21 protein-coding genes and 1 pseudogene are annotated in these 19,703 nt (G+C 63.5%); 7 read left to right on the forward strand and 15 right to left on the reverse strand.

Annotation, left to right across the window (positions count from 1 at the left end):
- Nucleotides 1-23: 23 nt before the first annotated feature.
- Entirely contained in the window at nt 24-497 is a 474-nt protein-coding gene (gene nrdR / locus Q1V78_RS08485) for a transcriptional regulator NrdR (RefSeq protein WP_300613584.1), read from the reverse strand.
- Nucleotides 498-603: 106 nt separating this feature from the next.
- Nucleotides 604-1,053, reverse strand: coding sequence for a cell wall hydrolase (locus Q1V78_RS08490; RefSeq protein WP_300613586.1), 450 nt, complete (start codon nt 1,051-1,053; stop codon nt 604-606).
- A gap of 337 nt (nt 1,054-1,390) precedes the next feature.
- On the opposite strand from Q1V78_RS08490, the gene lexA reads away from it, so the two are divergent.
- Both lexA and Q1V78_RS08500 read left to right on the forward strand, forming a co-directional pair.
- Nucleotides 1,391-2,140 (forward strand): transcriptional repressor LexA, encoded by a 750-nt coding sequence (gene lexA / locus Q1V78_RS08495; protein ID WP_300613588.1) that lies wholly within the window; start codon nt 1,391-1,393, stop codon nt 2,138-2,140.
- Nucleotides 2,141-2,172: 32 nt separating this feature from the next.
- Complete coding sequence (locus Q1V78_RS08500) at nt 2,173-2,973, forward strand: DeoR/GlpR family DNA-binding transcription regulator (RefSeq protein WP_300613590.1); 801 nt, start codon at nt 2,173-2,175, stop codon at nt 2,971-2,973.
- A gap of 127 nt (nt 2,974-3,100) precedes the next feature.
- Here the strand turns inward: Q1V78_RS08500 and Q1V78_RS08505 are convergent, their stop codons facing one another.
- Nucleotides 3,101-4,486 (reverse strand): solute carrier family 23 protein, encoded by a 1,386-nt coding sequence (locus Q1V78_RS08505; RefSeq protein WP_300613592.1) that lies wholly within the window; start codon nt 4,484-4,486, stop codon nt 3,101-3,103.
- A 63-nt stretch (nt 4,487-4,549) separates the two neighbouring features.
- Entirely contained in the window at nt 4,550-6,070 is a 1,521-nt protein-coding gene (gene hflX / locus Q1V78_RS08510) for a GTPase HflX (protein WP_300613594.1), read from the reverse strand.
- A 179-nt stretch (nt 6,071-6,249) separates the two neighbouring features.
- On the opposite strand from hflX, the gene Q1V78_RS08515 reads away from it, so the two are divergent.
- The gene (locus tag Q1V78_RS08515; protein ID WP_300613596.1) at nt 6,250-7,074 is read left to right on the forward strand and encodes a hypothetical protein; all 825 of its coding nucleotides are present in this window, start codon (nt 6,250-6,252) and stop codon (nt 7,072-7,074) included.
- Here Q1V78_RS08515 and miaA read toward each other — a convergent pair.
- Nucleotides 7,071-8,063 (reverse strand): tRNA (adenosine(37)-N6)-dimethylallyltransferase MiaA, encoded by a 993-nt coding sequence (gene miaA, locus Q1V78_RS08520; RefSeq protein ID WP_300613598.1) that lies wholly within the window; start codon nt 8,061-8,063, stop codon nt 7,071-7,073. The genes Q1V78_RS08515 and miaA overlap by 4 nt on opposite strands.
- A 141-nt stretch (nt 8,064-8,204) precedes the next feature.
- Here miaA and Q1V78_RS08525 point away from each other — a divergent pair, with 141 nt between their 5' ends.
- Nucleotides 8,205-9,587, forward strand: coding sequence for a DUF349 domain-containing protein (locus tag Q1V78_RS08525; protein WP_300613601.1), 1,383 nt, complete (start codon nt 8,205-8,207; stop codon nt 9,585-9,587).
- 59 nt (nt 9,588-9,646) lie between these two features.
- Here the strand turns inward: Q1V78_RS08525 and Q1V78_RS08530 are convergent, their stop codons facing one another.
- The 5 genes from Q1V78_RS08530 to Q1V78_RS08550 form a co-directional block, all read right to left on the reverse strand.
- Entirely contained in the window at nt 9,647-10,411 is a 765-nt protein-coding gene (locus Q1V78_RS08530) for a hypothetical protein (protein WP_300613603.1), read from the reverse strand.
- Nucleotides 10,404-11,945 (reverse strand): tRNA (N6-isopentenyl adenosine(37)-C2)-methylthiotransferase MiaB, encoded by a 1,542-nt coding sequence (gene miaB / locus Q1V78_RS08535; RefSeq protein ID WP_300613623.1) that lies wholly within the window; start codon nt 11,943-11,945, stop codon nt 10,404-10,406. Before miaB ends, Q1V78_RS08530 begins: the two co-directional genes overlap by 8 nt.
- A 93-nt stretch (nt 11,946-12,038) precedes the next feature.
- A complete protein-coding gene (recX, locus tag Q1V78_RS08540) occupies nt 12,039-12,680 on the reverse strand; it encodes a recombination regulator RecX (protein WP_300613605.1) in 642 nt (213 codons plus the stop codon).
- 8 nt (nt 12,681-12,688) lie between these two features.
- Complete coding sequence (recA, locus tag Q1V78_RS08545) at nt 12,689-13,804, reverse strand: recombinase RecA (RefSeq protein WP_300613607.1); 1,116 nt, start codon at nt 13,802-13,804, stop codon at nt 12,689-12,691.
- A gap of 408 nt (nt 13,805-14,212) precedes the next feature.
- The gene (locus Q1V78_RS08550; RefSeq protein ID WP_300613609.1) at nt 14,213-14,419 is read right to left on the reverse strand and encodes a DUF3046 domain-containing protein; all 207 of its coding nucleotides are present in this window, start codon (nt 14,417-14,419) and stop codon (nt 14,213-14,215) included.
- 43 nt (nt 14,420-14,462) lie between these two features.
- Between Q1V78_RS08550 and Q1V78_RS08555 the strand changes: the two genes are divergently transcribed.
- The 3 genes from Q1V78_RS08555 to Q1V78_RS08565 are packed head-to-tail and all read left to right on the forward strand — an operon-like array spanning nt 14,463 to nt 16,440.
- Nucleotides 14,463-15,095 carry a biotin transporter BioY gene (locus Q1V78_RS08555; RefSeq protein ID WP_300613611.1) on the forward strand — a complete coding sequence of 211 codons (633 nt, stop codon included), beginning with the start codon at nt 14,463-14,465 and terminating at the stop codon, nt 15,093-15,095.
- A 14-nt stretch (nt 15,096-15,109) separates the two neighbouring features.
- The gene (locus Q1V78_RS08560) at nt 15,110-15,817 is read left to right on the forward strand and encodes an energy-coupling factor ABC transporter ATP-binding protein (RefSeq protein ID WP_300613613.1); all 708 of its coding nucleotides are present in this window, start codon (nt 15,110-15,112) and stop codon (nt 15,815-15,817) included.
- On the forward strand, nt 15,805-16,440 hold the full coding sequence (locus Q1V78_RS08565; RefSeq protein ID WP_300613615.1) for an energy-coupling factor transporter transmembrane protein EcfT: 636 nt from the start codon (nt 15,805-15,807) through the stop codon (nt 16,438-16,440). The genes Q1V78_RS08560 and Q1V78_RS08565 overlap by 13 nt, the downstream gene beginning before the upstream one ends.
- An 18-nt stretch (nt 16,441-16,458) precedes the next feature.
- On the opposite strand, the gene Q1V78_RS08570 is transcribed toward Q1V78_RS08565, so the two are convergent.
- From Q1V78_RS08570 to Q1V78_RS08590, 5 genes and pseudogenes are all read right to left on the reverse strand, one after another.
- Nucleotides 16,459-17,325: a PspA/IM30 family protein gene (locus Q1V78_RS08570; protein WP_070759028.1), complete on the reverse strand. Its 867-nt coding sequence runs from the start codon at nt 17,323-17,325 to the stop codon at nt 16,459-16,461.
- Between the two features lie 107 nt (nt 17,326-17,432).
- Nucleotides 17,433-17,729: a helix-turn-helix transcriptional regulator gene (locus tag Q1V78_RS08575; RefSeq protein ID WP_231837780.1), complete on the reverse strand. Its 297-nt coding sequence runs from the start codon at nt 17,727-17,729 to the stop codon at nt 17,433-17,435.
- A gap of 166 nt (nt 17,730-17,895) precedes the next feature.
- The gene (locus tag Q1V78_RS08580) at nt 17,896-18,432 is read right to left on the reverse strand and encodes a CinA family protein (protein ID WP_300613619.1); all 537 of its coding nucleotides are present in this window, start codon (nt 18,430-18,432) and stop codon (nt 17,896-17,898) included.
- A 21-nt stretch (nt 18,433-18,453) separates the two neighbouring features.
- A complete protein-coding gene (gene pgsA, locus Q1V78_RS08585) occupies nt 18,454-19,068 on the reverse strand; it encodes a CDP-diacylglycerol--glycerol-3-phosphate 3-phosphatidyltransferase (RefSeq protein WP_300613621.1) in 615 nt (204 codons plus the stop codon).
- 10 nt (nt 19,069-19,078) lie between these two features.
- Nucleotides 19,079-19,703 (reverse strand): annotated as a pseudogene (locus Q1V78_RS08590) (TerC family protein); the annotation flags it as partial.

Raw genomic sequence — 19,703 nt, forward strand, 5'->3', positions numbered from 1 at the left:
CGAGCGGCGCTATGGGCTCGGTTTTAGTTACCCGGGTGCGGAGAGTTGCCCTGGTGCTGGCTGCGCAGCAATGCGATCTCTGCCTCGAAGTCCTCGGAGGAGCTGAAGGACTTATACACGGAGGCGAAGCGGAGGTAGGCGACTTCGTCGAGCCGGCGCAGCGGTGGCAGGATCGCCAGGCCAATGTCGTGGGCGTTGACCTGGGATCCGTAGTCCGCACGAACGCTCTGCTCAACCTCGTGGGCGAGCAGCTTGAGGTCGTCGTCTGACACATCGCGTCCCTGGCAGGCTTGCCTTACACCCTTGATGACCTTCTCGCGGCTGAATTCCTCCGTCACCCCGTTGCGCTTCGTTACGAGAAGGACCGAGCGCTCCATGGTGGTGAACCGGGTGAGGCATTGCAGGCACTCCCGGCGGCGGCGGATGGCAATTCCGCCTTCGACAACTCGGGAGTCTACAACACGGGAATCTTCACAACGACAACTTGGGCATAGCACGCCACTAGTTTATGCCCCGCACGCAGAAAAAGCGCCACGGCGTGATTCCACAGTTCCCCCAATTCGATCGCCACGGCACTACTGCGCCCAGCCGAGCGGAGGATGGCTAGTCCGCCGCCTCGGCTGACGCGATCTCAGACACGGTCGCGGTGGTGGCAGGAGCCTGTTCTTCGCTACCTTGGCCCATCGCCAACGGGGACAGACCGAGGGTGAGCACCAATGCAATTCCGCTCAACAGCACTCCACCCCGGGAGGTGGCCACCCGGTTGGCAATATCCATGCCACGGCGAAGTGCGGAGGCCTGCGAGGTCACGACCCGCTGGGAACGAGCATTCGTTACTGGGTGAGCGAAGCGACGCTGCTGCACGAAGTTCGGAGTGAAGGCCCGCCCCTCCCCATGGGTGTTCGAACGTACATTCTTTCCGGCGCCAGGTGAAGCGCCCCCGGAAAGCGACTCGGAACCTTCGAACAGGACCCGCTCAGTTGGAATAGCGGCGCGTCGACCGGCGCGAGACGCAGCCGCAGGGACGTGGGAAATGCTCTTAACGAGAGTCATAGTAGATTCCTTCCTCGTTCGAACTCCGATCATCAGCGCTGATCTTTCCGATGAATCACCGGTAACCAGCCGTTGGATAGGAGTGAATCATCCGCTGGGGACAGCGCCCCAACGCCGCCTCACGTGTATCGAACGGGTGTTCTAGGCGGCTACATTGAAAATATAGCACGCACGTTCGAAGAAAGTCGAGCGTTTTAGTCCAAATATCGAACATGCAGGTGATAGAGTGGGTGCCAGCGCGGTCGAGGCCCCCTCGAACGCGGGAGCACAAGTTTTCAATCACATGCCAGGTGGCACACGCAGCTGACTGCCGCCCGGGCCGCAAGGAGAGTTCACCGTGACGACGTCCCCCGAGTCCCCCCGCCGGCGCCCAGGCCGACCCAAGAAGAGTGCTGCAGATGCGAAGGTTAAGGGCAACCTGAGCTCCCGCCAACGCCGCATCCTGGAGGTCATCAAGGACTCCACGGTTCTCCGGGGCTATCCCCCAAGCATTCGTGAAATCGCAGATGCAGTCGGCCTCCAATCCACCTCCTCGGTGTCCTACCAGCTCAAGCAACTTGAAGAGAAGGGCTACCTGCGCCGTGAGGACAACAAGCCTCGCGCATTCGATGTTCGTGGCTACGAGGACCACGCGAACCCCGGCCTCGTGAAGCCTGTGCCACGGAAGCAGCCCAAGACCACCCCTGCTCGTGTCTCCGACGACCGCCCCGCAGCGACGTACGTGCCCGTCGTCGGTCAAATCGCCGCGGGCAATCCGATTCTGGCGGAGCAGAACGTCGAAGCGCAGTTCCCACTCCCCGCCGAGCTGGTTGGTACTTCCGACGAGCTTTTCCTCCTGCAGGTGGTCGGCGAGTCCATGCGCGATGCGGGCATCTACGACTCCGACTGGGTTGTAGTCCGCTCGCAGCCGACCGCAGATCAGGGTGACTTCGTCGCCGCCATGATCGACGGGGAGGCCACGGTCAAGGAACTGCACCACGATGAGGACGGTGTGTGGCTGCTCCCCCACAACGACCTTTTCGAACCAATCGCCGGCAATGAAGCGCAGATCCTCGGTAAAGTCTCCGCGGTCCTGCGCAAGATCTAACCCAAGTTTTTGGATTAAGTGGGTAACTAAGCGTGCTTTCAGCTCAGCGTCGTCGACAAATCACCTCGCTTGCCGCCGTGCAGGGCAAGGTCACCGTCACCGAACTCGCGGCCCAGTTCGGGGTCACGGCCGAAACCATCCGCCGGGACTTATCCCAGCTCACGGCCGAGGGCAAGCTCTACCGGGTCCACGGCGGGGCCGTTCCGGCACGGCAATTCCAGACCGACTACGTCCCCCTGGAGACGCGGAAACACTCCGCCGCGCTCGCCAAGCAGGCGATCGGCAGGGCCGCAGTGCAGTTCGTCCCCCTCGACGGCGGAACCATCTTCCTGGACTCCGGAACCACCACCGCGATGATCGCTGAGGCAATCGTCGAGCATGCCGAGAGCATCGACAAAAACTACTCCCTGTCCGTCGTGACGAACTCGCCGCACAATGCGCTGCTGCTCTCCACCGACCCCCGCATCAAGGTGCAGCTGCTGGGCGGCAAGATTCGCGCCCAATCGCAGGCGGTGGTGGGAGCTGTTGCCCTCCAGACATTGGCGCTGCTGCACGCTGATGTGGCCTTCATCGGCACCGATGCCTTCACCCTCACCCACGGGCTGTCCACCCACGACGCGGCCGAGGCCGCCATTAAGCGCGCGATGATCGCCTATTCGGACAAGGTAGTCACCCTGTGCGATTCGACGAAGTTCGGCCTGGACTACATCGTGAGCTTCGCCGAACCGGAGAAGATCGATGTGGTCATCACCGATAGCTCCGCCCCTGAGGGCTTCATCGCCCAGCTCAACGACACTGGCATCCAAACGGTGGTCGTCGACCAGCAGGGGTAGCTGCCGAGCTCCCGCCCCCACGAACCGGGCTGGCAGCTCCCCCCTGCTGCGCCCAGGCCCAGCATTCCCCGGGGGGGCAGCCGCCCCGTCTCCAACGCCAGGACTAACCGCAGCCCCCTCAAAGGACTTAGCGCCTCGTGATGTAGCGTCCCTCGCCGAAGTTGTCGTAGAGGTAGCGCAGCACCGGGTAGCCCAGGATGATGCCCACCGAGCCCCAAGCAATGCCCTCCGTCGGGATGGAGCCCACGTTCAGAGTCAGGTTGCCGATGCCGACGATCATCGCCACCGCAGCAGCGGTGAGGTTCACCGGGTCCGTCAGGGAGACCTCGTTATCCATCCAAATGCGCACCCCGAGCAGGCCGATCATGCCGTAGAGAACGAGCGTTGCCCCGCCCAACACGCCCACTGGGATGGTAAGAATCGCGGCGCCAAACTTCGGGATGAAGGCCAGCACGATCGCTGTTGCGGCGGCCACCCAGTACGCGGCCGAAGAGTAAACCTTCGTCGCTGCCATCACACCGATGTTCTCCGCATAAGTGGTGGTACCGGAGCCACCACCGGATCCAGCGAGCACGGTGGACATGCCGTCGGCCATCAACGCCTTGCCCGCAAGATCGTCGAGGTTACGGTTCGTCATCGTCGACACGGCCTTCACGTGGCCGACGTTCTCGGCGATGAGGACGACCACCACTGGCAACGTGATCGTCACGGCGGTCACCGTGAATTCCGGAGTCTCGAAGTGAGGGAAGCCGATCCACGCGGCCTCACCCACGTGCTGCCGCGCCTCCTCCGAGACACCACCCGAAAGGAAGGCGAAGCCCCAACCGGTCAGCACGCCCAAAAGAATTCCGAGTCGAGCCACCATCCCGCGACCCATCACCGTGAACAGGAGGATCCCCAGCAGCGTCACGCCGGCGATCAGTGGCTGCTCCTGGACGTTACCCGTCGAGGTGGGAGCGAGGTTCAACCCAATCAGGGCCACGATCGCACCAGTCACGGCCGGCGGCATCACGGCATCCAGCACCTGCCGACCGGCGAGCTGAACCACGAGGCCGACCACGAACAGCAGCGCACCAGTGGCGACAATCCCGCCGAGCTGTGCCGCGAAGCCCTCCGCCTGGGTTGCCGCCAGCGGGGCCAAGAAGGCGAAGGAGGAACCGAGGTAGGACGGCAGTCGGTTGCGGGTCACCAACAGGAAGAGGATCGTCCCGAGTCCGGAGAACAGCAGGGTGGTGTTCACCGGGAAACCCGTGATCGTCGGCACCAGGAGGGTCGCACCGAACATCGCGATGACATGCTGCATGCCCACGCCGATGGTGCGCGGCCACGAGAGGCGCTCCTCAGGCTTAACGACCCCGCCCAATTCAATATCGCGGCCGTTGCCGTGCAAATCCCAGCCGAAAAACGAGCCGCGGTGCTCCGTCTTCTCTCCGGGCCCCGCCGTGCCCGGCTCCGAACTACCTGATGCGTTGTTTCGCGCGCTTAGCGCCCCATTGTCCTTAGTCACGGCCATAACACTACTGCAGCTAAGGAGGGTTCAGTGCGTCAGCTCCGCGTCCCGCGCGCGACGGGCGGATTAACTGGTCGCGGCGCCGTCGACGTCCAGATCGTCGTGCTCTCGGTCAGTCACGCGGAAGGCGTCCAGTTCCCGGGCGAGCTTCTTCGGGACGCGAGCGGTGAGGACGGTGCCGGTGGCGTCGTATTCCTCCTGTGTGACGGTACCCAGGTCGTGAATGCGGGAGACGACGTCGCCCCGGTCGAACGGGACCGCAAACACTCCCTTCTCGTCCAGTGAGTTTAAGAAGAGCTCGAGCCTGGTCTCCAGCTCGTCGATGCCCTCCCCGGTGTGCGCGGAGACGAACACCACGTCGTTGAGCTTGTGGCGCAGCTCGGCAAGAACCAGCGGATCCGCCTTGTCGATCTTGTTGACCACCATGATCTCTTGCGGGGCGTCCTGGCCACTCTCGGCGACGATCTCGCTGATCACCGTGTTCACCGAACGGATCTGCTCGAGTGGGAAGGGGTCGGAGCCGTCAACGACGTGCAGAACGACGTCCGCGGCCATGACCTCCTCCAGCGTGGAGCGGAAGGCTTCGACCAGCTGCGTCGGCAGGTGGCGGACGAAGCCCACGGTGTCGCTGAAAATCACGCTGCGCCCATCGGCGAGTTCCGCCCTGCGGGTCGTGGGGTCCAGGGTGGCGAACAGCGCGTCCTCGACGAGCACACCCGCCCCAGTCAGCGCATTAATCAGCGAGGACTTTCCTGCGTTGGTGTACCCGGCGATTGCGACCTGGGGAACCGCAGAGGCGTCGCGGCGGTGGCGCTTGGTATCGCGGGAGGTCTTCATCGCCGCGATTTCCTTGCGCAGGCGGGCCATCTCGGCGCGCAACCGGCGACGGTCGGCCTCGATCTTCGTCTCACCCGGGCCACGCAGACCAACGCCACCATTGGAGCCAGCCCGGCCACCGGTCTGTCGCGACAGCGAAGTACCCCAGCCACGAACCCGGTTGATGAGGTACTCCATCTGAGCCAGGGAGACCTGCGCCTTACCCTCGCGAGACTTCGCGTGCTGCGCGAAGATATCGAGAATCAGCATGGTGCGGTCGATGACCTTCGCGTTCAGCGCGTTCTCCAGGGCAATCATCTGGCCCGGACTCAGCTCACCATCGCAGATCACGGTATCCGCGCCCGTGGACTGGATGATCTCCGCGAGCTCGCTGACTTTGCCGCGGCCGATATAGGTGCCCGGGTCCGGCTTATCGCGCTTCTGATAGACCGTCTCCAGGACCTCGGAGCCAGCGGTCTCGGCGAGGGCGACCAGCTCCTCCAGGCTCGCTTCGATCTGCGCGATTGTTCCCTCGGTCCACACCCCCACGAGGATGACCTTCTCCAGGCGAAGCTGGCGGTACTCGACCTCAGTAATCTCGGACTGATCGTCCGTGTAGCTGCTGACCCCTCTGGTCAGCCGCCGGAGGCTGGAACGCGCCTCCAGATCGAGCTCACCGATGGTCGGACTCTGCTGAGATTCGAGTTCGAAATCCTCGCCTTCCGACGAGTCTGAAAAAAGATCGACAACATTATCTGAATTTGAAGCCATTGCCTTCCAGTTCTACACTGTCACCTGCATAAAAGAAAGTAAATAGCGGGCTTATCCGGGGCGTAAACCCCGGCGGTGTCCCCACTCGCTCATGCTCCCTTCACCGGCTGTGGGCCCGGACGCCGAGCACGTGTCAACCCCGCTATCCCGCTCCCCGATTTTTAAGGCGTTGGTTTCCCATGGCTACTGCATCCCAGAAGGCGATTCCCGAGCTCAGCAGCGTTGGATTGGCCTATCCCCAGTGGCAGGATGCCCTCGAGGCCGCTTATGCCTCCGGCCAGCTTTCCGTCATCGGGGAGGTATCGGGTGGCCAGGTCCTCCAGTACGCGGACGCTTCCGGGGCGACGCTGACGATCCTCGCTGCCCCGCCGTATGGGTCCTTCGTGGGTCTGCACCCGGCAGGCCAGCTGTCGACGACGGGGCACGTGACGATGGTTAACGACCTCATCGGGATTGTGGACATCGTCGCTGATAGCCCGATGCTGCAGGTCAGTGGCGCTAGCGCCCCGGTCATCGCCTCCTTCACCGCGACGGTTGGGCAGGGCCCCATGATCGCGGAGCAGGAGCCGCTGGAGTATCAACCGCTCTCGATTTCCGCCTTGGCCACGGATGTTCGCATCTTCCCGGACGCGGTCACCTTCGCTGAGTCCGGCGGTACCGAGGTCGGCTCCGTGACTTCCCGGGGCCTATCCGAGCTCAACAACGGCTCTGCTTCCCCGCACGCGCAGGCCACGGTCGCGGTCGAAGTCACCGAGGCAGAGCTGAAGACGAACGAGCTCAACGGCCAGCAGTTTTGGGCGCTGACCTGCCGCCACCCGTTCGAGTTTTCGCTCGCGGTCGCCGCGGATCACCCCGACCTTCCGACGGATGCCACGCGCCCGCCGTTCGCCACACCTGGAACCATCGTCAGCGGGGACGTCCAGTTCGCCGTCAGCATTAACGATCCTGGTGCCTGCAGTCCCGGTGGCTGCGGCAGCGGAGACTGTGGCTGCGGCGGGCACTAGCTCCGGCTGAACTCCCCCAGCTCGTCGATGACTTGCCCGGCGAGCAGGCCGGGGTCGGCGAGGGTCGCATCCAACCAGTGAATCCGCGGGTCACGGCGGAACCAACTGCGCTGACGGCGGGCATAGCGGCGGGTGCCAACCACCGTATCCTCCCGAGCCTGCTCCATGCTGCACTCACCTGCCAGCGCGCTTAAGACCTGGGCGTAGCCAATGGCCTTGCCGGCGGTGGAATCCCGACGCAGCCCAGCTGCCGCCAGGTCCTCGACCTCACCGACGAGGCCGGCGGCAAACATCCGGTCGACGCGCGCCTCCAGCCGGGGGTTGAGCCAGTTCCCCGGGGCGTTGAGCCCGAAGATCCTCGTGCCCCACCGGGTGGGGGCATTCTTTGGTGGTTGCGAGGCCGCGAAGGGCTTGCCCGTAAGTTCGATGACCTCCAAGGCGCGGACAATGCGGCGCGGGTCCTTTTCCTCAATGATGGCCGCCGCCTCGGGGTCCTTGGCGCGCAGAACCCCGTGTAGTGCTTCCACCCCGATGCGATCCTGTTTGGCCATCCACTTCGCCCGCACCGCCGGGTCAGTTGGCGGGAACTGCCAGTCGTCGACAAGCGCCTGCAGGTACATCATCGAGCCACCGACGATGATCGGACGGGCACCGCGGGCCTGGATCTGTTCCACCTTCTCCCCCGCCATCGCGCGGTACGCAGCCACGCTGGCAGTGTCGTCGACGTCCAAACAGTCGAAGAGGTGGTGTGGGAACTCGGCGCGCTCTGCGAGCGATATCTTCGCGGTGCCGATATCCATGCCGCGGTACATCTGCATCGAATCGCCGTTGATAATCTCCACCGGCTGATCCAGTCTGCGCGCGAGTTCGAGGGAAAGCTCGGATTTACCGGAGCCCGTGGGCCCCACGATCAATAGTGGACGCAGGCTGTCCGCTGCGGTTACCCCGGCGAGTGCGGTGAGCGGCGAATCTGTTTGAGGGTTATCCATGGCTATCACCGCCAAATCTTAGTCTCCGGATGCCTTAAAGCCTCAGTTAGGCGCGGTCTTGGCCCGGGCATCTGCCATAATGAGTCCGCAACGAGTATTTCCGCTCGCGGAGCCGGTGAGTGACGTGCAAAGGAAGAAAGCATGATCGACAAGCAGCAGAGTTCCCAGCCCCAGACCGGGGCTGCCCGCCCGAAGCCGGGCCCACGCCCAGGCCCGGGTGCCATGCCCAAAAAGGTGAAGCCCACCCCGGGGATGAAGACGCAAGCTCCTGTGTCAGTACACCCGGTCACGTCCAATCCAGCGGACTTCGGGCGAGTCGGGGCCGACGGTGCGGTGTGGCTGCGCCGCGAAGGCCATGAGGACCGCGTTGTCGGGCAGTGGCAGGCTGGGGCTCCCGAGGAGGGTCTCAAGCACTTCGGGGCGAAATTCGATGACCTCGCCACACAGGTCGCCACGCTCGAGACACGACTGAGCACTCAGCCGGAGCAGTCGGCATCGATCAAGTCCTCTGCCAGCGAACTGCTCGATGGGCTGGATCACGCGGAGGTCGTGGGTGACCTCAATGCTCTGCAGGTCAAGCTAGAAGCGTTGCTGCGGGACTGCGATAAGGCGCAGCAGGACGTCGCGCAGGCCAAGGCGGAGCGCAAGGACCGGGCCCTCCGGGGCAAGAGGGCGCTTGCAGAGGAGGCTGAGAAGCTGGGCGAAAGCTCCACGGAGTGGAAGGCAGCTGGAGACCGATTCCGCTCGATGGTCGACGAGTGGCGAGGCTTCCGTGGCCTTGACCAGAAGACCGACGACGAGCTGTGGGAGCGTTTCTCCCGGGCTCGCGAGCAGTTCAACAAGCGTCGCGGGGCTCACTTCGCAGACCTCGATAAGCAGCGTGAGGTGGCACGCCGAAAGAAGGAAGAGCTCATCGTCGCCGCGGAGGAGCTGCAGCACTCCACCCGCTGGGCGGAAACGTCGGCAGCCTACCGCGATCTGATGGACCAGTGGAAGGCCGCCGGGCACGCCCCACGCAAAGTTGACGACGAGCTGTGGGAGCGCTTCCGCGCTGCGCGCGAGGTATTCTTCAACGCCCGCGAGGCGGATCAGGATGCCCGCGACGAAGAGTTCGAAGAGAATGCGACCAAGAAGCAGCAGCTGCTCGACGAATACTCCTCCCTGATCGACCCCAAGGCCCACCTCGAGAACGCCCAGCGCCTGCTGCGGGAGCTGCAGGAGAAGTGGGACGAGATCGGCTTCGTGCCGCGGGCTAAGATCCGCGAATTCGAGGACAAGATCGGGGCGATCGAGAAGCGCGTCACGGACGCGGTTGAGGAGAAGTGGCGCCAGACCGATCCGGAGCTGCAGGCTCGGGTCGACCAGTTCTTCGCCAAGGCGAAGGATCTGCAGCAGCAGGCCAATGAGGCCAAGGAGGCTGCGAAGGATAAGCTGGCCGCAACACTGCAGGAGCAGGCCGATCAGTGGTGGCAGTGGGCGGAGACCGCGCAGGCCTCCACCAAGTCCGAATCCGAGGAAAACTAAAAGAGGGGGCTCGTAGCCCCCCTTAGCCCTAGCTCTGTGTCAAGAGCTAGGGCTTGTCTTTAGCCTTCTTGGCCCTCGGTGTTCTTATCGGCGTCGGTTTTCTGGCGGCGCTGCTTAGCGCGAGCGCGGCGATCGTCGACGATGTCCTCGAGCTCGGCCTTGGGCCATTCCTCGACGCCCGTGCGTAGGCGCTGCTGGGCGGCCTGAGCCTCCGCAGAACGGTGTGCCTCCTCGCGGCGGGCGGCCGCGAGCGCGCGCTGCAATGGATTACGGCGGAACAGCACCCACGTGATCATGACAAACAAGATCGTCATGCCGATCGCACCAATGACCAGGCCATAAGAAGGTGGGCCGGCCGGGTCGGTGACCGGGCGGGATTGGCGCATCCAGATCGCGAACACGCTATACCACCAGCCCACGCCTGCAAAAGCCCAGTTGACCCACGCAACCAGCCAGGATCGCGAGACGATCGTTCCGATGGTCAGCATGATGCCGCCCAGGACGGCGAGGGTGGCGTACACCCGTTCCGGCATGGTGATTTGGAACTTCTGTGCGGTCGGCGAGTTGAAGAGCACATCGATGCCCAGCACGTCCCGGGAGTGCGGCAGGAAGAGGGAGACGAGCACCAACATCAGGCCGAGGGCCATGAACGGCAGCTGCTGGCGGTAGTCGACCATCTTCGCAGCCTTCTCCTCGGCAGCGGTGAGGTCGCCCCGGTAGGCGGCAAGCGGATCCTTGCTCTGCTTGTCCTCGGTGGCGCCGGCTACGCCGGGCTTGCTTTCCTGCGGCGCATCGGCGGAGTTCGCGTCGTTCTTTTTAGTCACAGCCACACCCTTCGTGGACGTTGTTGGGCGCCGCGGTTGCATCAGCCTGGGGCTTAATACCAATGGTTGGCACGCCGAGGCTCACCCCGATCGGCGCGGTGGTCGGGGTCTGGCCAGCACCCGACATGTCGCCGGCCTTGGTCAACCGGTGGTTGACGAGTGGGCCGTCCGCAATGAGGAAGAACGGACGGGCGTCGGTAATCGTGACTTCCACTATATCCCCAGGACGAACGTCCTCGCTTGGGGTGAAGTGCACGAGCCGACCGTCCCGAGCACGGCCCGACATGCGGTGGCGCTGGGCGTCCTTGCGGCCACCGGTCTCCTGGACCAGCAGTTCCTGGGTCGTTCCCACCAGCTCCTGGTTATCTTCGGCCTGGATGCGCTCCTGCAGCGCGACGAGTCGCTCGTAGCGCTCCTGCACGACGGCCTTGGGAATCTGGTCTGGCATGGTGGCTGCCGGGGTGCCGGGGCGTGGCGAGTACTGGAAGGTAAATGCGCTGGAGAAGCGCGCCTTCTCGACGACGTCGAGGGTCGCCTGGAAGTCCTCTTCCGTTTCGCCGGGGAATCCCACGATGATGTCGGTCGTGATAGCCGCCCGTGGAATGCGTTCGCGGACCTTGTCCAGGATCCCCAGGAATTTCTTCGAGCGGTAGGAGCGACGCATCTCCTTGAGGATGCGGTCGGAGCCAGACTGCAGGGGCATGTGCAGCTGGGGGCAGACGTTGGGTGTCTCGGCCATCGCATCGATGACGTCGTCGGTGAATTCAGCAGGGTGCGGGCTGGTGAAGCGCAGCCTCTCGAGACCTTCGATCTCGCCGCAGGCGCGCAGCAGTTTGGCGAATGCGCCCCGGTCTCGTGGTAGGTTCTCGTCGGCGAAGTTCACGCCGTAGGCGTTGACGTTCTGCCCCAGGAGGGTGACCTCCTGCACGCCCTGGTCCACCAGCGCCTGAACCTCAGCGAGGATCTCCCCCGGCCGGCGGTCCTGCTCCTTGCCTCGCAGAGAGGGCACGATGCAGAAGGTGCAGGTGTTATTGCAGCCTACGGAGACCGATACCCAACCCGAGTAAGCGGATTCCCGCTTTGCCGGGAGCACGGAGGGGAATTCCTCGAGGGAGTCGAAGATCTCGACCTCTGCCCGCTGGTTGTGGGCGGAACGCTCCAGCAGAGTGGGCAGCGAGCCGATGTTGTGGGTGCCGAAGACGACGTCCACCCAGGGGGCGCGGTCGACCACCGCGTCCTTGTCCTTCTGCGCCATGCAACCGCCAACGGCGATCTGCATGCCGGGGTTGCGATCCTTCATGGGCTTGACCATGGCGAGCGTTCCGTAGAGCCGGTTGTCCGCGTTCTCCCGTACCGCGCAGGTATTGAAGACGAGGACGTCTGGTTCCTCACCGTCGGCTACAGGCTGGTAGCCCGAGTCCTCCAGGAGCCCGGAGAGGCGCTCGGAATCGTGAACGTTCATCTGGCAGCCGAAGGTGCGGACCTCGTAGGTGCGCTGTTCGGGCTGCTCAGATGCGGAAGTTTTCTTCTCCATAGCGTGAGTCACGTGTGCAGATCCTACCCCCAGGGCGGGGGCGAACACGAACCGTGTCACGCCCGCCACAGCCCCGCCCGCCGGCACCCCGCGCTAACTGGATTTGAGCTCGGCGAGCTGCTGATCCAACGCCTCACGGGCGTATGCCAGGCTGGTGCCCGCGGGAAAACCGCGGCGGGCAGCGACCCCCACCACTCGCTTGAGGATTTTATTGTATTCCGCGCGATCAGCAGGCACCGCCCGAATACTCGCAGCCTTCTTATCGATCAGTCCACGCATGATCGCGTCCTGATCCTCCTCGTCGACGAGCTCCACAGCAGCCTCGATGTGCTGCTCGGCGACTCCCTTATCCCGCAGCTCGCGGCGCAGCACAGCGACAGACTTCTTTTGATTCCTGCTTCTTTGCTCGACCCAGAGCCGCGCGAACTCGCCGTCATCAAGCATGCCGTTGCGCTGGCAGCGGTCGAGGACTTCCCTGACGAGTTCCGGGGCATAGTCCTGCTTGAGTAGCCGCTCCTCGAGCTCCGCCACCGAGCGTGGGCGATGGTTGATGAGGCTTTGCGCCCGATTGATCACCGGGGCGAGAGCCTCCTCCTTCTCCCGATCGACGAGTTGGCTACCGCTCCCCTGCGTCCAGGACTCAATTGCCCGCCGCAGCGCGGCAATCTTTTGCTCCCGGCTCTCCGTGGCGTCCCCGGCTGTAACCCAATGGTCGGCTGCGTCGCCTTCGGTCACAGCGGGGCCTAGTTCTCCGGCTCGACGTCTGGGTCATCGAAGTTGGGAACCACGTCGATGGGCTTATCCTCATCGGCGATGGGCTCGTCCTTCGCCTTGGCGTAGGGGCCAACCTTGAGCTCCTGCATGATGCGATCCTCTAGCTGCTCGGCCAGCTCGGGGTTGGACTTCAGGAACTCGCGGGCTTTTTCCTTGCCCTGGCCGAGCTGTTCGCCCTCATAGGTGAACCAGGACCCCGACTTCTTGATGATTCCGGCGTCCACGCCGAGGTCGAGGATCGAGCCCTCCCGAGAGATGCCCTCGCCATAGAGGATGTCGAATTCCGCGATCTTGAACGGTGGCGAAACCTTGTTCTTGACGATCTTCAACCGGGTGCGGTTACCCACGACATCCTGGCCGTCCTTCAGTGCCTGGATGCGGCGGATGTCGCAGCGAACGGAGGCGTAGAACTTCAGGGCCTTACCACCGGTGGTGGTCTCCGGGGAGCCGAACATCACGCCGATCTTCTCACGCAGCTGGTTAATAAAGATCGCGGTAGTGCCGGTCTGGTACAGCGCGCTGGTCATCTTGCGCAGCGCCTGGCTCATGAGTCGAGCTTGGAGACCCACGTGAGAATCTCCCATTTCGCCGTCGATCTCCGCCTTGGGGGTCAGTGCTGCAACGGAGTCGATGACCACCACGTCGATCGCGCCAGAACGCACCAGCATGTCCGCAATCTCGAGCGCCTGCTCGCCCGTGTCGGGCTGGGAGACCAGCAGCGCATCCGTATCCACGCCCAGAGCCTTGGCATACTCCGGGTCCAGCGCGTGCTCGGCGTCGATGAAGGCTGCAATGCCGCCGCCCTTCTGGGCTTCAGCAATGGCGTGCAGTGCAACGGTGGTCTTACCCGAGGACTCCGGCCCGTAAATCTCTACGACACGGCCGCGCGGGAATCCTCCGATACCCAGGGCGACGTTGATGGCAATATTGCCCGAGGGGATTGCGCTGATCGGTGGACGATTCTCATCGCCCAGGCGCATAATCGCCCCCTTACCGAAATCCTTCTCGATCTGAGCCATCGCCAGATCGAGCGCCTTGGAGCGATCCTTCTGTGCCGCCGTGGTGGCCTTCTTCTTTGGTGCCATGACACCCTCCTCGTTTTCGCGTCTGTATTTTCGTTCTGGTCTTTATCAATTCAAGCCGCCAACGTGGCGTCACCTCGTCGCGCGTCCGCGTGACTAGGCCGAAAGCTGTAGCCTCCGCCTGGGGCTAGTTCTATCACCCGCAGCGGACAGCGCTCTCGCCCACCTGGGCTCGCTGTGGGCAGCGATCGTGGCTATCCACAGGGGCGGAGAAGTGCTGGCACGTTGTTCGGATTTAGTTATAGAACATCGGGCAGACACGCACCGCGCCACCCACTACCTCGAACCACACTACACGAACCTTTGTTCGATTTATTCGAACGGCGCGCCGCGAGCTTTTAACGTTTGTCCGCCCCCTAACACCACCAGTAAGCGGCGCGAATGAGACAAAGCCTTTTCCGCTCTTAGGGCTCAGTCATCTTCCCCGAGCATCCGCTCTTCGGGAACCTCGAAGTCGCGACACAGCTCCCACCACACATTTCGTGGCTCTTCACCAGCCTCGATCGCCTCCTCGGCGGTCTTCCCCAGCCGCGACAGCACATGGCTTTCCACGATCCAGCTCCCATAGGTGGCGCCAAACTCACCCGCGATCAGCCGGTCAAACTCGGTTCTCCTCATGCCCGGACGGTAGCACAGAAATAGTTGAACAAAACGGGAAGTTTTGTTCAATGACTTGTTAATATGTCCAACGATGAAAACTCTTAATGTCCGCGATATCGGCGCGATCGTCGCATTCGCCGCCCTGACCATCGCGCTAGGCGCAGTAACCATTCCAGCCGGCTTCACCGGTGTGCCAATCGTCCTCCAGAACATGGGCGTGATCCTCACCGCTATGATTCTCGGCTGCCTCCGTGGCGGACTGTCCATCAGCCTATTCGTCGGCGTCGGCCTAGTGGGCGTTCCGAATCTCGCTGGCTGGAGCCCGACGATTTCCGCGATTTCCGGGCCAACCATCGGCTACATCGTGGGCTATATCTTCGCAGCCTTCATCGTCGGTGCAATCTCTCAAGCAATCCTCGGCCAGAAGAACCATGCTACTCAACCCGAGCAGAGCTGGGTTTCCATCGTCCGGTTGACCCTCGCGGGTGTGATCGGCATGGCCGTGATGTACCTTTTCGGTTCCGTCGGGCTGATGTTCCGGCTCGGCCTGGACTTCCCTGGCGCCCTGGTGTCCAACACGCCGTTTATCCTCCCGGACCTGATTAAGTGCGTCGCCGCGGCTGTCATCACCTTCGGTGTCTTCCGCGCGGTACCTCACCTGGTTCCGGCCGCGAACCCGCGCTCCCGCGACTAGTTCCCTTCTCCCCTATGCCTCTCATCGAGTTCTGCGACCTCACCTTGCGGGGTATCGGCTGCTCCCCCGACGCCCCGCCCATTCTCGATTCGATCAGCCTCCGGCTCTCCGAACACCGCATCGGCATCATCGGCGCCAACGGCTCCGGCAAGTCCTCGCTGGTGCGGTGCATCAACGGGCTTAACATTCCCGACGAGGGCGAAGTCACCGTCGATGGACTCTCCACCGCCAAGCGCGCCGGGGAGATCCGCCGCCAGGTGGGCTTCCTGTTCTCCAACGCGGATAACCAGATCATCATGCCCACCGTTGCTGAGGACGTCGGATTCTCCCTGCGCGGCAAGAAGATGAGCCGCCAGGACAAGCGCGCCGCGGTGACCGAGATCCTCGAGCAGCTGGAGCTGGCGGGCAAGGAAGAGCAGTCACCCCACACCCTCTCAGGCGGAGAAAAACAGCTCCTTGCGCTGGCGTCGATCCTCGTGATGAGCCCACGTCTCATCATCGCCGACGAGCCAACCACTCTGCTCGATCTGCGCAACCGCCAACGTATCGCGCACACGCTGGCTGCCTTGAAGCAGCAGCTGATCGTGGTGTCGCACGACCTGGAGCTCTTCGAAGGCTTCGATCGGGTCATTTGGATCGACGATGGTCGCATTCGGGCCGATAGTGCCGACGATGATTCCGTCACCACTGTGCTCTCGAACTACCGGACGTGCATGCTGTGAGACTGCCCCGCATCAATACCGCAGCTCCGGTCCTGTACATCCCGACGGGCTCGGTCATTCATAGGCTTCCCGCCGGAGCCAAGCTCACGGGTCTCATTGCTTTCCTCGTTCTCGCCGCCATCTTCGCCAAGACTCTGGTGGCTGGCGCAGGCTGTGTTGTGGCCGCAGTTGTCGCTTACGCGCTGGCGAGGATCCCCTGGCGCACCGCGCTACGCCAGCTCACCCCGATTCTCATCATTCTGCTGGCTTTCGGCGCGTTGACGTGGTGGCGCAGCGGTCTGAACGAAGCCCTGGTGCGTTTCCTAGTGCTGTGGGCCTCGGTCTCCGTAGCAATCCTGTTGACCATGACCACCAAGGTCTCCGACCTCCAGCGCGCCGTGGAACGGGCACTCGCCCCGGCTGCCACCATCGGCCTGCCGGTGGACAAGATCTCCCTGGCCATCAGCCTGACGATCCACATGATCCCCCTCCAGCTGCGCACCATCAACGAGGTCGTAGAAGCACAACAGGCCCGTGGCGGAAAGTTTTCCGCCCGGGCCTTGGGCATCCCCCTGGTGATCCGCACCCTGCTTCGCGGCCGGGAAGTCGGCGAGGCGCTGCAGGCGCGCGGGGTGGGCGACTAAGCGCCCACGAGGAAGGGCTTAGTTGCCTTCGCGCAGCTGACGCATGCGCTCGGCTACGGCGTCCGCATTTGGCTGCGCCTGCTGGTCGGCAGACTGTGCAGTGCCAGCCGACCCGGAAGTGCTGGCGTCGATGGACTTCTGAGCCGAACCGCTGATCTGCCCCTGCTCCTTGCGCATCTCCGAGCGGATCTGCTCCAGGCGGGAGTGCCCCGCGAGCTGGGTGCTGGCCTGGTTGATGTCCGCCATGCGCCCCTGCACCGAGTTCTGGGCGAGCTCCGCCTGCCCCAGCGCACGTGCGTAGCGGCCCTCGATCTTCTCCCGCACCTGGTCAAGGTTCGGCGAGGAACCGGACACGGCCTGGTTCATCGACTGCAGGGATTCCGCGACCTTCTCCTGCATCTTCGCCTGCTCCAGCTGGCTGAGCAGCTTGGTGCGCTCGGCCACCTTCTGCTGCAGCTGCATGGCATTGCGCTCAACCGCCTGCTTGGCCTGGTTGGCCTGCTGCAGCGACTGGTCGTGGAGGCCCTTGAGGTCCTCCACGGACTGCTCCGCTGTCACCAACTGGGCAGCGAAGGCCTCAGCGGCGTTGTTGTACTCCGCAGCCTTGGCCGCGTCGCCATTGTTCTGTGCATCGTCCGCCAGCTTCAACGCCTGGCGAGTGTTGTCCTGGAGCTTCTCCACCTCAGCGAGCTGACGGTTGAGCTTCATCTCCAGCTGGCGCTGGTTACCGATGACCGCTGCTGCCTGCTGAGACAGCGCCTGGTGCTGGCGCTGAGCTTCCTGGATGGCCTGCTCGATCTGGATCTTCGGATCCGCATTCTCTTCAATCTTGGAGTCGAAGAGAGCCATGAGGTACTTCCACGCCTTAGTGAAGGGATTTGCCATGCGGACTGCACTCCTTGGGGATAACTATCGACAAAAGTTTTGCCCGCCCCGTGGGAGACGAGCCTCATCTGCGCTAATTTTAGCAGCATCTGCGCTGCCAATAGTGCTTAGTTCACGCGCGCCATCGACGAAGCCAGCTCTGCCGCTGCCGCGTCAAGGGTCATCATGGACGCCGCTTCGAGGATCGCCGAAGCGACGCTGATTCCCATGGCGTGGCACACGCTCGCGAGCAGCTCGGAGGAAACTTCCTTGCGCCCCCGCTCCAGCTCCGAAAGATAACCGGGGCTGACGTTGGCGAGCTTAGCCAGCTCGCGGAGGGTGAATCCTGTCTGCCGACGCGTATCCCGCAGCGTCGCGCCGAGAGCTTCGCGCAGCAGCGGCTCGTCGCTGGGCGCCATCGGCATGGAGGCATCCCAGTTCTGCTCCAACACGTGTTCCGCGCTGAAGCCATCCAGCTTGTCCGCCGAGTGGGGTCGCTGAGCGCTCCCGCGGGAAGCCTCTGGACTGCGCGAGGGGGAATCTAGCAGCAAAATATTTTCTACCATCACTACCTCTAACGATCCTGGCGGACTATTTGTTCCCGTCGCCGGCGATCCCGAGGATCATCTCCAGCGCACCATTCACAGCGAGCTGCCGGATCACGGCGCGTTGCCGCGTTCCGAGATCCAGGGTACGTACCATCGTTCCACCGGCCCCCGCGGGCGCTGACAACCCGATATGAACCTCACCGACCGAATGTCCGTCCTGCCCATCCGGCCCCGCCACGCCGGTCAGCCCGATGCCAATGCTCGCCCCGCAACGCTGCGCCGCACCCTTGGACAGCTGGACCGCCACGGCGGGATCGACGGGGCCGCGCTTGTGCAGCAGCTCCCGGTCCACCCCCGCCAGCGTGGCTTTGAGATCTGTCGCGTACACCACCAGCCCACCGCGCAACACGGCTGAGGCCCCCGGAGTATCGGCGATACATGCGGCGAGCATCCCCGCAGTGAGGGATTCAGCGGTGGCCAGCGTCCAGCCCCGTTCCCGACACGCGTCAATCACCTGGGCGGACAGCTTCGCTGCCTCCGCGCGGAGTTCCTCCAGCGAGCCGATGTCAACCTGCTGCACGATCCTGCCCAGCCCTCTCGACTAGTTCTGTTTCCGGGAGTCCACCAGGTACTGCAGTCCAGTCACCACGGTGACCGCGACAGCCAGGGCCATGACCCCGTGCCCGATCCAGGCGACGGCACCTGCCAGCGGCATGATGTACAGCGCGACGGCGAGCGTCTGCAGCACGGTTTTAAGCTTCCCACCCTTGGACGCCGGGACCACCAGCCCGCGCCGGGCGAGAACCAGCCGCCACAGCGTGATGCCGAGTTCGCGGACAACGATGACCGCAGTCACCGTCCACCACAGCTCACCCAGCAGGTTGAGGCTGATGAAGGCCGCGAGCATCAGCAACTTGTCAGCGATCGGATCGGCAAGCTTTCCGAAGTCCGTGATCACCTCATACTTGCGCGCGAGGTGCCCGTCCAGCTGGTCGGTCACCATCAGCAGCAAGAAGACGACGAGCGCCCACCAACGGTCCGCCCGAGCAGCGGCGTCGTCCTGCCACGCCGCTGTGCCTGCGATCGCCCACAGGAAGATGGGGATCAGCAGGATGCGAATGGTCGTGAGGACGTTTGGCACGTTAAAGCGACGCACAAAACGACCAAATGCGCTCAGCGTATCTGGTTGCGTGTTCCGCTCCACTGTTGTCTCCACGCTGGTAATTCTACCTACCTGCGGGATCTTTACCGAAACCGGCATCGTCGGCATGTGTCGGTGCTGGTGCCTCGATCTCCGCGTGCTGCTTCTCCTGGGCCTTCTTCCCCACCGTGAGGCTCAGCACCGTCGTGATGGCCAGCGTCAACACGATGAAGATCAAGGAGAACTCGACCGACACCTCCGGGACGGAAACGTTGCCGCCACCGTTGATGAACGGCAGGTTATTTTCGTGCAGCGCGTGCAGCACCAGCTTCACGCCGATGAAGGCGAGGATGATGGACAGCCCGTAGGAAAGGTAGACCAGCTTCTCCAGCAGCCCGTCCAGCAGGAAGAACAGCTGTCGCAGCCCCATCAGAGCCAGTGCATTGGCGGTGAAGACAATGTAGGGCTCGCTGGTGATGCCGTAGATCGCGGGGATCGAATCCAGCGCGAAGAGCACATCGATGAAGCCGATGGCCAGCAGCGCGACGAACAGCGGGGTTACCACGAGGCGCCCCTTGCCGGAAGACTTCTTCTTTCCTTCGACGTCGCCGGTCGCACCGTCCTCCCGAACGAAGAGGCGGTCCGAGTGAAACTTGTCCGTCACCGGCACTGCCTTGCGCAGGATCCGGATGATCTTCATGTCGTTGAGG

The organism is Corynebacterium sp., from assembly GCF_030152825.1.
Classification (GTDB): Bacteria; Actinomycetota; Actinomycetes; order Mycobacteriales; family Mycobacteriaceae; genus Corynebacterium.

Excerpts from the sequence above, each read along its gene's own strand:
- Q1V78_RS08490 (WP_300613586.1), bottom strand. The coding sequence starts at position 1,053 with ATGACTCTCGTTAAGAGCATTTCCCACGTCCCTGCGGCTGCGTCTCGC.
- Q1V78_RS08560 (WP_300613613.1), top strand. The coding sequence starts at position 15,110 with ATGCCTCTCATCGAGTTCTGCGACCTCACCTTGCGGGGTATCGGCTGC.
- Q1V78_RS08525 (WP_300613601.1), top strand. The coding sequence starts at position 8,205 with ATGATCGACAAGCAGCAGAGTTCCCAGCCCCAGACCGGGGCTGCCCGC.
- recA (WP_300613607.1), bottom strand. The coding sequence starts at position 13,804 with ATGGCACCAAAGAAGAAGGCCACCACGGCGGCACAGAAGGATCGCTCC.
- miaA (WP_300613598.1), bottom strand. The coding sequence starts at position 8,063 with ATGGATAACCCTCAAACAGATTCGCCGCTCACCGCACTCGCCGGGGTA.
- Q1V78_RS08570 (WP_070759028.1), bottom strand. The coding sequence starts at position 17,325 with ATGGCAAATCCCTTCACTAAGGCGTGGAAGTACCTCATGGCTCTCTTC.
- Q1V78_RS08515 (WP_300613596.1), top strand. The coding sequence starts at position 6,250 with ATGGCTACTGCATCCCAGAAGGCGATTCCCGAGCTCAGCAGCGTTGGA.
- Q1V78_RS08505 (WP_300613592.1), bottom strand. The coding sequence starts at position 4,486 with ATGGCCGTGACTAAGGACAATGGGGCGCTAAGCGCGCGAAACAACGCA.
- hflX (WP_300613594.1), bottom strand. The coding sequence starts at position 6,070 with ATGGCTTCAAATTCAGATAATGTTGTCGATCTTTTTTCAGACTCGTCG.
- Q1V78_RS08575 (WP_231837780.1), bottom strand. The coding sequence starts at position 17,729 with ATGCCGATGGCGCCCAGCGACGAGCCGCTGCTGCGCGAAGCTCTCGGC.
- miaB (WP_300613623.1), bottom strand. The coding sequence starts at position 11,945 with ATGGAGAAGAAAACTTCCGCATCTGAGCAGCCCGAACAGCGCACCTAC.
- Q1V78_RS08550 (WP_300613609.1), bottom strand. The coding sequence starts at position 14,419 with ATGAGGAGAACCGAGTTTGACCGGCTGATCGCGGGTGAGTTTGGCGCC.